The organism is Brevundimonas bullata (assembly GCF_003350205.1).
In the GTDB taxonomy this organism is placed as follows: Bacteria; Pseudomonadota; Alphaproteobacteria; order Caulobacterales; family Caulobacteraceae; genus Brevundimonas; species Brevundimonas bullata.
On sequence record NZ_QLLC01000060.1, the window covers coordinates 1 to 10,142 of the forward strand.

The 10,142-nt window shown below is 66.3% G+C and carries 9 protein-coding genes; 5 read left to right on the forward strand and 4 right to left on the reverse strand.

Annotated features, from left to right (window positions below):
* Positions 1-412: 412 nt before the first annotated feature.
* Together DXK21_RS15950 and DXK21_RS15955 are read right to left on the reverse strand one after the other, a co-directional pair.
* On the reverse strand, positions 413-841 hold the full coding sequence (locus DXK21_RS15950; RefSeq protein ID WP_114818751.1) for a CBS domain-containing protein: 429 nt from the start codon (positions 839-841) through the stop codon (positions 413-415).
* An 88-nt stretch (positions 842-929) separates the two neighbouring features.
* The gene (locus DXK21_RS15955; RefSeq protein WP_245945254.1) at positions 930-1,562 is read right to left on the reverse strand and encodes a rhomboid family intramembrane serine protease; all 633 of its coding nucleotides are present in this window, start codon (positions 1,560-1,562) and stop codon (positions 930-932) included.
* Between the two features lie 121 nt (positions 1,563-1,683).
* Here DXK21_RS15955 and hfaA point away from each other — a divergent pair, with 121 nt between their 5' ends.
* The 4 genes from hfaA to DXK21_RS15975 all read left to right on the forward strand — a co-directional run bounded on the left by hfaA (position 1,684) and on the right by DXK21_RS15975 (position 7,330).
* Positions 1,684-2,121 carry a holdfast anchoring protein HfaA gene (hfaA, locus tag DXK21_RS15960; protein WP_114818753.1) on the forward strand — a complete coding sequence of 146 codons (438 nt, stop codon included), beginning with the start codon at positions 1,684-1,686 and terminating at the stop codon, positions 2,119-2,121.
* Between the two features lie 2 nt (positions 2,122-2,123).
* A complete protein-coding gene (gene hfaB, locus DXK21_RS15965; RefSeq protein ID WP_114818754.1) occupies positions 2,124-3,131 on the forward strand; it encodes a holdfast anchoring protein HfaB in 1,008 nt (335 codons plus the stop codon).
* Positions 3,061-4,296: a holdfast anchor protein HfaD gene (hfaD, locus tag DXK21_RS15970; RefSeq protein ID WP_162790724.1), complete on the forward strand. Its 1,236-nt coding sequence runs from the start codon at positions 3,061-3,063 to the stop codon at positions 4,294-4,296. Before hfaB ends, hfaD begins: the two co-directional genes overlap by 71 nt.
* 139 nt (positions 4,297-4,435) lie before the next feature.
* The gene (locus DXK21_RS15975; protein ID WP_114818756.1) at positions 4,436-7,330 is read left to right on the forward strand and encodes a M16 family metallopeptidase; all 2,895 of its coding nucleotides are present in this window, start codon (positions 4,436-4,438) and stop codon (positions 7,328-7,330) included.
* Positions 7,331-7,461: 131 nt separating this feature from the next.
* Here the strand turns inward: DXK21_RS15975 and DXK21_RS15980 are convergent, their stop codons facing one another.
* On the reverse strand, positions 7,462-8,331 hold the full coding sequence (locus DXK21_RS15980) for a hypothetical protein (RefSeq protein ID WP_245945255.1): 870 nt from the start codon (positions 8,329-8,331) through the stop codon (positions 7,462-7,464).
* 145 nt (positions 8,332-8,476) lie between these two features.
* On the reverse strand, positions 8,477-9,007 hold the full coding sequence (locus DXK21_RS15985; protein WP_114818757.1) for a gamma carbonic anhydrase family protein: 531 nt from the start codon (positions 9,005-9,007) through the stop codon (positions 8,477-8,479).
* 299 nt (positions 9,008-9,306) lie between these two features.
* On the opposite strand from DXK21_RS15985, the gene DXK21_RS15990 reads away from it, so the two are divergent.
* Positions 9,307-10,083 (forward strand): PhoH family protein, encoded by a 777-nt coding sequence (locus tag DXK21_RS15990; RefSeq protein ID WP_114818758.1) that lies wholly within the window; start codon positions 9,307-9,309, stop codon positions 10,081-10,083.
* Positions 10,084-10,142 lie beyond the last annotated feature (59 nt).

Sequence of the window (10,142 nt, forward strand, 5' to 3'; positions counted from 1 at the left end):
TTCTCTTTCCAGATCAACGATTTCAAAGACCAGGACCGGAACAAACCAGCCAAACTGTTTAGCGCCCGTTCGCGGCGGAGGCGGTGTGTACCGCCTCAAGTTTTCCGTGTCAAGCAGTTCTTTTTAAAGAACTTTTTCAACACTTCCGAAGCCCGAAGACCTCGGCGGAGGCAGCTCTCTAAGGAAAGCCGATCTCCAAGTCAACCAGGCTTTTCAGCCTTTCTGCAAACCCGAAAACCGAAGCTTTCAAATCCGCCCCACCCAGTCCGTTTCCGAACCCCGCGGCCCGCCCGTTTCCGAGCGAGCGGCGGATATACGGACCTCCCCTCGAGTCCACAAGCCCTGAATGACAGTTTCACGAACTATCTCAGAGAACCGGAGTCTTTATCTGGCTCAGGCTGATTTTCCGGCCCTACCCTGCCGCTATATAGGTGCGCAGGCTTTCGGCTTCCCGAGTAGCTTCGGCGATCTGGCATTTGACCACATCGCCGATAGAGACGACGCCTGCCAACCGCTTGTCTAGCAGCACAGGCAGGTGCCGGACGCGGCGATCCGTCATTCGGCCCATCAGGACAGCGACCGTTTCAGTGGGCTCGGCATAAATCACTTCGGCAGTCATATAGTGGGACACTGCAAGGGAGAGCGCGGCCACGCCATCACGAGCGATGGCCTGAACAATGTCCCGCTCCGAGAGAACCCCGACAACATCGTCTCCCCGGCAGACAATCAGGGCCCCGACCCGCTTGCGGTCCAGTTCGGCACAGGCCTCAATCAATGACGCATCAGGCGACAGGGTGAAGACCGCCTGTCCCTTGCCCTTGAGTATCTCGGCGACCAGCATGGCGGCTCCTTCCCTTCTATATAGAGAGACGACCGCGGACCGGCCGCTACCCCGACAGGATCGCTCAGACGCAGACGATGCGCAAATCCTATCGCGGGGCGAACCAGCGGCCCAGCGGACCGATCGCCAGAATGCCGAAGAGGAAGCCGAAGGCGTGGGCCTCCCAGGCGATGCGCGCGCCCTCGGCGCCGGGCGCGAAACCGACCAGACCAATCAGCAGATTGACGCCCATCCAGACCGCCGCCGCCTTGAGCACCGCCGGATGGAACAGGGGTAGGACCCGTCCATGCCCGCCTAGGAGCCGGGTCGCCGCGCCGATCAGGCCGAACACCGCGCCCGAAGCGCCGACCAGAGGCGCCATGCTCCCAGGATGGCACAGGGCGTAGCCCAGGGCGGCGATCACCCCGCTGCCTATATAGAGGGCGATAAAGGCCAGCGGGGCGAACCGGCGCGACAGCAGCCGGGCGACCGGCGCGCCAAAGGCCAGCGCCCCGACCGCGTTCATCATCACATGAGCCCAGCCCCCGTGCAGCAGCATGGAGGTGAACAGGCCGCTCCACAGGCCGTGCGCCAGATCGCCAGCCCGAAAGGCCATGGACAACCCCTCATCCGGCAGTCGCTCCTGAAACCAGAAGAGCACCGGCATGGAGGCCGCGATCAGCACCGGCAGGAAGGGCGCGTTCAGAATCTTTTCGCGCGGAGCGCCGGCCGGTTCGTCCACGGGATGTTGCATCCCCCCTAGATGGACAATCGCGGCGTTAACCTCAACCCGTCCCGAAACCGGCATTTCGGTCTGGCACGACCGTTGCTGAGTGACCCGCATAGACACTGCGGAGCCACTCATGCCGTCCCAAAGACTGACACTGCCGGTAGCGACCCTGACGATCAGCCTGATCGTCGGCGTGGGCGCGGCCGCGGCCCAATCGTCGGGTTCGGCCGGCGCCGCCCAGTTCCAGGCCGGCTACGGCGGCTCGCGCTACACCACCGCCCAGAACGCCACTGGATCGACCCGTGACGAGAACGGCAACCGCCTGATCGTCAACGGCATCATCCAGGCCGGCGCCAGCAGCTATTCGAACAGCAGCGGCGGCGCCTCGTCCGGCTATGTCGGTGCGGGCGGCAACGGCGGGACCGCCGTCAGCGGCGCGACAGCCATCGGCAATAATCTCAACGTGGTGGTGCAGGGCAACCGCAACACTGTGATCGTCAACTCCACCCAGACCAACACCGGCGATATTAAAGCCGGCTCGGCGCTGAACGGATCGCTGGTCTTCCCATGAGCATGAACTCCTCCATCCGTGTCCGCACAGGCGTCGCCATCGCCGCCGTCGCCGCCCTGCTGGCCGGTTGCGCCAGCACCAGCGCCGGACCGTCGGGCCAGTACGCCAAGCCGATCGGCAACGCCCCGGTGACGTCGAACCCGACGCCCTATTCGACCGCGCTGTATTGCCTGGCCGACTATGCGCGCCGCTACAACCTGCCCTCGCCGCGCATGGCGGTGGGCCGGATCAGCGACTACACCGGCACGGTCTCGGCCGACGGCGGGCGTCAGATCACGCAAGGCGCCTCGCTGATGGCGAACACCGCCCTGGCCAAGGCCGGCGCGCGGATCGTCGAACGCTACGACACCTCGGTGTCGGAGCTGGAGCTGCGCTACGCCAACAACAAGCTGATCGGCGACGACCAGCCCAATGGCGCGCCCCAGGACGCCGCCTACCGCCGCATCCTGGCCGGTCAGGTGCCGGGCTCGGACTTCTATGTCGTCGGCGGCATCACCGAGGTGAACTACAACATCCGCTCGGGCGGCTTCGACATCGCCGGCGGCGAAGTCCAGCAAAACGGCGGCTCGGGCCTGCTGAGCGGCAAGGTCTTCGTGATGAACGTCGCCATCGACCTGCGCCTGGTCCAGACCACGACGCTCGAAGTCGTCGACGTCGTTTCCTATCAGAAGCAGATCGTGGGCCGCGAAATCTCCGCGGGCGTCTTCGACTTCATGAACGGCAACGTCTTCGACATCTCCGCCGGAACCAGCGGCATGGAGCCGGTCCAACTGGCCGTCCGCGCCCTGGTGGAACGCGCCACCGTCGAGTTCATGGCCAACCTTTACGGCGCCCCCGGCCCGGAAGTCTGCCTGAACCCTGCCAACGACCCCCTCGCCGACAGCCCTGTCGGCCCGACCGGCGGCTTCTATCCCGCCTATGCCAATACGGACACGAACAATGGCCAAACTCGCGCAGATCCGGCTCGCTGGCACGATCGCCGTGACAGCGCTGTACGCGGCAGCCGCTAATACGGCGGTCGCACAGGACGGCCCGCTCGTCCTGAACAATCAGTTGCAGCTGGGCGATGTCGTGGCCGGCCAGACGCTGAACGTCGTCGATGTCAGCGCCACCGGCTATGCCTTCACCTCCAATGCCGCTCTCGGCAACTCGGCTGTCGGCGGGACCGAGGGCGAGGCGATGAACGTCCGCTCGAACCAGATCGCGCGCGGCGACACCACCGCCACGACGACCATGACCTTGCGCGGCGACACCAACGGCCCCGTGATCGGCATCATTCAGGCGCGCGGCAACAACCTGACGGCGACGACGAACGACGCCAGCACCTCCGTGACCGCCACTCAGGAGGCCAGCGGCGACACCTTTGCGCGCAGCAACATCACCAACGCCGACGCCCGGCTCGTGGGCGGGGCCTATGTCGCTGTCGGCGCCGTCGGCAACAACGTCGGCCTGGACGGGACCAACGCCTCGACCACCGGGGTGATCGATCAGACGACGTCGGGCGAAGTCCGCGCCCACAATCTGGCTTCCACCCAATACATCCCCGCCGCCGCGCTCTTCTCCAGCGACGCCACGGCCAATGCGGTGCAGGTCGCCACGGACGGCGTGTCAAATCAGAACATGAAGGTGCGCCAACGCTCCAACGGCGCCATGGTCGAGGCCGCCGTGAACCCCAGCGCCGGCAACGCCTGGGATCTGGCCGGTCGCGCCACCGCCACCGGCAACCTGGTGGGGCTCGGCAACGAAGGCGGCGGCGTGTCGGCCACGGTCGATCAGGAAAACAGCGCCCGCATCCGCGGCGCGGCCCGCGTCTTCGCCTATGACTACGGCAAGGCCTATGTCGCTTCCCGGGCCGCCGCCAACGAGGTCTCTCTGGTCGGCGACGACTTCGCCGTCGGCATTGACAACGCCCAGCGCAACACGGGTCTGGTTGAAAGCACCGCCACCTTCCAGGGCGCTAAGGGCTATGACGTCTATGTCGGCGCCGACGCCATCGGCAATGTGATCAACTGCGTTCAATGCCGGGGCGCCGCCAACAACGTCCAGACCAACAGCGGCAACATCAGCGCCGCCGCTAACACGACGATCACCAACAGCAATCGCACGGTGATCAGCGGCGCCAACGCCGTGGGCAATGCGGCGACCTTCTACGTCTCCGGCAACGGCGGAAGCTAAGATTACCATTCGGTAACTTGAGGTAGTCAAGCACGTTTGTCAGTCTGACAAACGTGCGGGCCTCCCTGCACGTGAACAAACGTGCAGGGCCGCAGTCAGTCCCGGGGGCCGCCTGATCGCACGTTCAGGAAACCGCCGAATGCGATCGCCTCGCCACCTACTGCTGCTTGCCGCCTCCAGCCTGGCTCTGCTGGGCGGCGCCGCCCTGCCCGCCCTCGCCCTGGATTCCGCCGGCATGGCGGCGCATGCCGCAGCGGCCCAGGACGCCGCGCCGTCCCAAGCCTGGGCTCAGGCCGCCAGCGACATTCCCGCCGACCCGGCCGTGCGCTTCGGCGTCCTGCCCAACGGCATGCGCTACGCCATCTTGAAGAACGCCACCCCTCCGGGTCAGGCCTCGCTGCGCCTGCGGATCGCCGCCGGCTCGCTGATGGAGAACGAGGACCAGCTGGGGCTGGCTCACTTCATGGAGCATATGGCCTTCAACGGCACGACCAATGTGCCCGAGAACGAACTGCTGCGCATTCTGGAACGTCTGGGTCTGGCCTTCGGCGCCGACACCAACGCCTTCACCAGCTTCGACCAGACCGCCTATACCCTGGAGCTGCCGCGCACCAACGACGAGACCGTCGACACCTCGCTGCGCATCATGCGCGAACAGGTGTCCGAAGCCCTGATGAAGGCTGAAGACATCGACGCCGAGCGCGGCGTCATCGAGGGCGAAGAGCGCCTGCGCAACACCCCCGGCCTGCGCTCGCTGAAGGCCCAGATCGCCCTGCTGGCCCCCGGCCAGCGCCTGGCCAACCGCCTGCCGATCGGCGACCTCAGCATCATCCGCTCGGCGCCGCGTGAACGCTTCGTCGAGTTCTACGAGGCCTATTATCGCCCCGAACGCGCGACGATGATCGCCGTGGGCGACTTCGACGTCGATCAGATGGAAGCCAAGATCCGCGCGACCTTCGCCGACTGGAAGCCCAAGGCCGCCGACGGCCCGAATCCCGATCTGGGAACCGTCGCCCCCCGCGCGCCCGAGACCCGCATCCTGGTCGAGCCCGGCATCCAGTCGTCCATCCAACTGAACTGGGTCCGCAATCCCGACCTGGACCCCGACACGGTCGCCGAACGTCGCGACAGCCTGTTGCAGAACCTGGGGCTGGCCGTACTCAACCGGCGCCTGGGCGAAATCGCCCGCGCCGACAACCCGCCCTTCATTTCCGCTAGCGCCGGCAGCGGCAGTCTGTTCGACAGCGTCGACATCGGCTCCATCTCAGCCGCCTTCAATCCGGGCGGTCTGACGCGCGCGCTGGAAACCATCGACCAGGAACAGCGCCGCCTGGTGCAGTTCGGCGTGTCTCAGGCCGAACTGGATCGCGAGATCGCCAACAACCGTACGGCGCTGGAAAACGCCGTCCAGGCTGCAGCGACCCGCAGCACGCCAGGTCTGGCCAACGCCCTGCTGGGCGCGGCCAACGACGACCTGGTCTTCTCAGCGCCGGCCACCAACCTGGCCTTGTTCGAAGCGGCCGTGAAGGATCTGAAGGCCACCCAGGTCGACGCCGCCGTCAAGACCGTCTTCGAAGGCCAGGGCCCGCTGGCTCTGGTCGTCACGCCCGAGCCCATCGAGGGCGGAGAGGCCGGCGTCACCGCCGCCCTGCAAGCCAGCCGCTCGGTACCCGTCACGCCCCGCGCCGAACAGGCAGAGCTTCAGTGGCCCTACGCCGACTTCGGCGCCGTCGCCACGCCCAGCAGCCGCACCGAAGCAGCCGCGGTTGGCGCCACGGTCGTCACCTTCCCCAACGGCGTCCGACTGACGGTCAAGCCGACCGAGTTCAAGGACGAGCAGATCCTGATCAGCGTCCGCACCGGCATCGGCGAGGAAGCCCTGCCGACGGATCGTTTCACCGCCCAGGCCCTGGCCCCCATGGTCTTCACCCCCGGCGGGCTCGGCAAGCTGACCGCTGACGAACTGAGCCGGGTCCTGACCGGCAAGATCTACGGCGCCGGCTTCACCATCGACGGCGACGCCTATCAGTTGTCGGGCGCCACCCGTCCCGCCGACCTGCAGCTGCAGATGCAGGTGCTGGCCGCCTATCTGACCGACCCCGGTCTGCGCCCTGCGCCGTTCGAGCAGATCAAGGCGGTCCTGCCGCAGTATGTGGCGCAGCAGCGCGCCACGCCGGGCGGCGCCTTCGCCATCGACGGCGCGGGCTATCTGGCGTCGGGCGACAAGCGCGAAGTCTTCCCCCCGGCTGACGTCATCGCCGCCTTCACTCTCGACGAACTGAAGCAGGGCGTGCTTCAGGGCATGGCGTCCGGCCCCATCGACGTCGTCATGGTCGGCGATGTGACCGTCGATGACGCCATCACGACCGTCGCCTCCACCTTCGCGGCCCTGCCGAAGCGCGCCCCGGCGGCCCAGCCCCTGCCCGGTTCTGACCAGCGTCGCTTCCCGGCGCCGACGGCCCAGCCGGTGCGCCTGACCCATACGGGTCCGGCGGAACAGGCCCTGGCCTATGTGGCCTGGCCCACGACCGACGCCGTCGACGACCGCACCGAAGCCCGCAAGGTCGCCATCCTCAGCGAGGTGTTCAAACTGCGCGTACTGGACGAAATCCGCGAGAAACAGGCCCTGGCCTATTCGCCGCGCGTCTCGTCCTCGGCGTCCGACGTGTTCAAGGGCTATGGCTCCATCTCGGTCATGGCCGAGACGGCGGCGGACAAGATCCCGGCCTTCTACGCCGCTGTCGACGCCATCACCGCCTCGTTGCGGGACGCCCCCGTCACTGAAGACGAGCTGAACCGCGCCCGACTGCCGACGATCGAAAGCCTGCGTCGCAGCCAGGCCGGCAACGAGTACTGGCTGGGTCAACTGGCGGATGTTGCGGCCAAGCCGGCGACCATCGAGCAGATCCAGACCCACATCAGCGACCTGGAATCCTTCACCCCCGCCGACATCCAGGCCGCCGCGCGTCAGTATCTGAAGCCGGACACGGCGTGGAAGGCCGAGGTCATCTCGGACAAGGCCCCGGCCCAGTAGGCGGCGCAACGCCAGACGAAAAAGGGGCCCCGATCCAGCGGATCGGGGCCCCAAGTCTTTTGGCCTAATCGACGGAGAGTCGATGGGCGAAATCTAGCTCAGCCCGGATGACGCCAGGCTGAACGGCCCATTCAGAAGACCCGGCCGCCGACGCCGCCGTCCAGCATGATGACCGCGCCCGAAGCCACGGCACCGGCGCTCTCGACCATCTCCTCACGATACTCGGTGTAGGTCTCCTCGCGGATCATGGTCAGCACCTTTACGCCCGCGCCATAGCGGCGCAGCAGCGACCGTTCGTTGCAATCGCGCTCCTGCTTCTCGGGGCGGCACTCCAGCATCCCGCCGCGGCCGTACCACAGGGCCTCGCGCTTGTTGCAGTTGATGGTCTCGCCTGGGCCGCCGGCTTCGTCGGCGATGGTCCACTGCAGCTTGGTCCCGGCGATGCAGCGATAGAGCTCGCCTTCATAGTCGGTCGCCACGTCCTTGCCGGGACGGACCTGAGAGGCCGGGTGAGGCACGGCGCGGTCGTCGATGCAGACAGCCTGGATGACCACCCGCTTCTCCATACGACGCGAGGCCGTAAAGGGGACGCGGACCATCTCCATGCTCTTGCCCTCGACCGACAGGCCTTGGATCGTCGTGGGATAGGGCTGATCGACGTTGAAATAGGCGCCGCCGCCCCCGCCGACGATGACGGTTGCACCGGCGCGAGCGCCGGCAAAGGCCCGCGCGCCGGCCACGTTGACGTTCACATTGACATTGACGTTGCCGCCCCCGCCCCAGCCGTTGACGCCGTCACGAGGCGGGACAGGCGGAATCGGAGGGATGACAGGCGGCCTTACCGGCGGCGGCGGCGGCAGGCAGCACGGCGTGACCGGCGGCGGCGGCGGTTGCGGCGGCTGGCAACCCGTATTGCAGCCCGCCGCGGCCACGTCCGCCAGCGCCATCATGCCGACAAAGCCTGCGGCGCCAGCCAGAATTTTCTTGATCCCCACCCGCATGGGCCCGGACTCCTGCATTGATCTGCCAGCATCGCTGCAAGTCACGGGCCGGTTCAGTGGGCGGAAAAGGGCCAGAAAACTCTCATTTTCAGGACGGGGAACGGGAAAGCCCGCCATCCCGTGTGCCATCCTGGCGCACCCAGGATCAATCGACCGGCTTCAGCTCCGCCAGATAGCGCTTCCAGTTCTGGACATAGTGCTGGGCCGAAATCCGCAGGGCCTCGATCTGCCCCTCTTCCAATTCCCGCACCACCTTTCCAGGCTGTCCCATGACCAGGGAGTTGTCAGGAATGACCTTGCCCTCGGTGATCAGGGCGTTGGCGCCGATCAGGCAATTCTTCCCGATCCTCGCGCCGTTCAGGATCACCGCCCCGATGCCCACCAGGCTGTTGTCGCCGATAGTGCAGCCATGCAGCATGGCCTTGTGGCCCACCGTCACCCCGGCGCCGATCGTCAGGGGCGAGCCGACATCGGTGTGCAGGATGCTGCCGTCCTGAATATTGCTGTCGCGGCCGATGACGATGGGATCATTATCGCCTCGCAAAACCGTGTTGAACCAGATGCTGGCGCCGGGATGCAGAATCACATTCCCTAGAACCGTTGCATTCGGCGCGATCCAGTATTCGCCCTCAGGCGGAAGCTGCGGCTTGCTGTCGTCCAGGCTGTAAACACTCATCCGAACACCCCCTATGTTTCAGAAAATGATGGCTTTAAGCCCTCATAAACTACGTTAGCATCATTGTGTTGATGCGATTCGAGGTCGCCATTTCGGCCCCGGATCTGAAGCCGGATCAAGCCCGGTCCGGTCAGATACTGGAGAATGCGCGTGGCGTGTTCGCGACCAGTTCCGGGACGACGCCTCTGCGGCGGCGACGACCCTGCGGCTGATCCCGGCGGCTTCTGCGCGGCTCCGCCCCCCTCCTCCCCCACCGACGACCAAGGCGAGGCCCTGCCGGGCTCGCCTTTTTTCATGCCCTGGAGGCGTTCATGACGAAGCGTTCGGCCATCAAGCATCAAGTCCGTGAAGGCGTTCTGGACTCGCGGGAATTCCTGCAGGACGCCAAGGTCCGGCGATTGCCGCCCCGGAACGGCTGGTCGCCCTGTCCCTCGAACGACGAACGCGACCAGGGCTATCTGAAGACGCTGAAGCCCAAGTCGGACGGTCAGGCCGAACTGATGGAGGCCGTCGACGCCCACAACATGGTGCTGGCCCTGGGGCCGGCAGGCACCGGCAAGACCTATCTGGCCGTCGCCAAGGCGGTCGAGGCGCTGGAGGCGGGCAGGATCGGTCGCATCGTCCTGTCGCGCCCGGCGGTCGAGGCCGGGGAGTCCATCGGCTTCCTGCCCGGCGACATGGAGGACAAGCTGGCTCCCTATCTGCGCCCCCTCTACGACGCCCTGTCGGACCGCCTCAGCATGAAGCGGGTCAAGGCCCTGATGGCCGAGGGGCTGATCGAGATCGCCCCCATCGGCTATATGCGCGGCCGCACCCTGAACAACGCCTTCATCGTCGTGGATGAGGCGCAGAACTGCACCTACGTCCAGCTCAAGATGCTGCTGACCCGGCTGGGCTGGCACTCGACCATGGTCGTGACGGGCGACCCGCAGCAGTCGGACCTGCTGCCCGGCGTGTCGGGTCTGTCGGACATCGCTGAGCGACTGGAGGCCGTGCCTGAAATCGCCGTGGTGCGGCTGGCCGAACGCGACATCGTGCGCCATCCCCTGGTCGCGAGCATGATCGGCGTCCTGTAAGCCCCCTGACGTGCCCCTGAGAATTTCCTCCACGCGGAGCTAGAGTCCGGCCCTTGAAA

Excerpts from the sequence above, each read along its gene's own strand:
- DXK21_RS15975 (WP_114818756.1), top strand. The coding sequence starts at position 4,436 with ATGCGATCGCCTCGCCACCTACTGCTGCTTGCCGCCTCCAGCCTGGCT.
- DXK21_RS15985 (WP_114818757.1), bottom strand. The coding sequence starts at position 9,007 with ATGAGTGTTTACAGCCTGGACGACAGCAAGCCGCAGCTTCCGCCTGAG.
- DXK21_RS15980 (WP_245945255.1), bottom strand. The coding sequence starts at position 8,331 with ATGCGGGTGGGGATCAAGAAAATTCTGGCTGGCGCCGCAGGCTTTGTC.
- DXK21_RS15950 (WP_114818751.1), bottom strand. The coding sequence starts at position 841 with ATGCTGGTCGCCGAGATACTCAAGGGCAAGGGACAGGCGGTCTTCACC.
- hfaD (WP_162790724.1), top strand. The coding sequence starts at position 3,061 with ATGGCCAAACTCGCGCAGATCCGGCTCGCTGGCACGATCGCCGTGACA.
- hfaB (WP_114818754.1), top strand. The coding sequence starts at position 2,124 with ATGAACTCCTCCATCCGTGTCCGCACAGGCGTCGCCATCGCCGCCGTC.
- hfaA (WP_114818753.1), top strand. The coding sequence starts at position 1,684 with ATGCCGTCCCAAAGACTGACACTGCCGGTAGCGACCCTGACGATCAGC.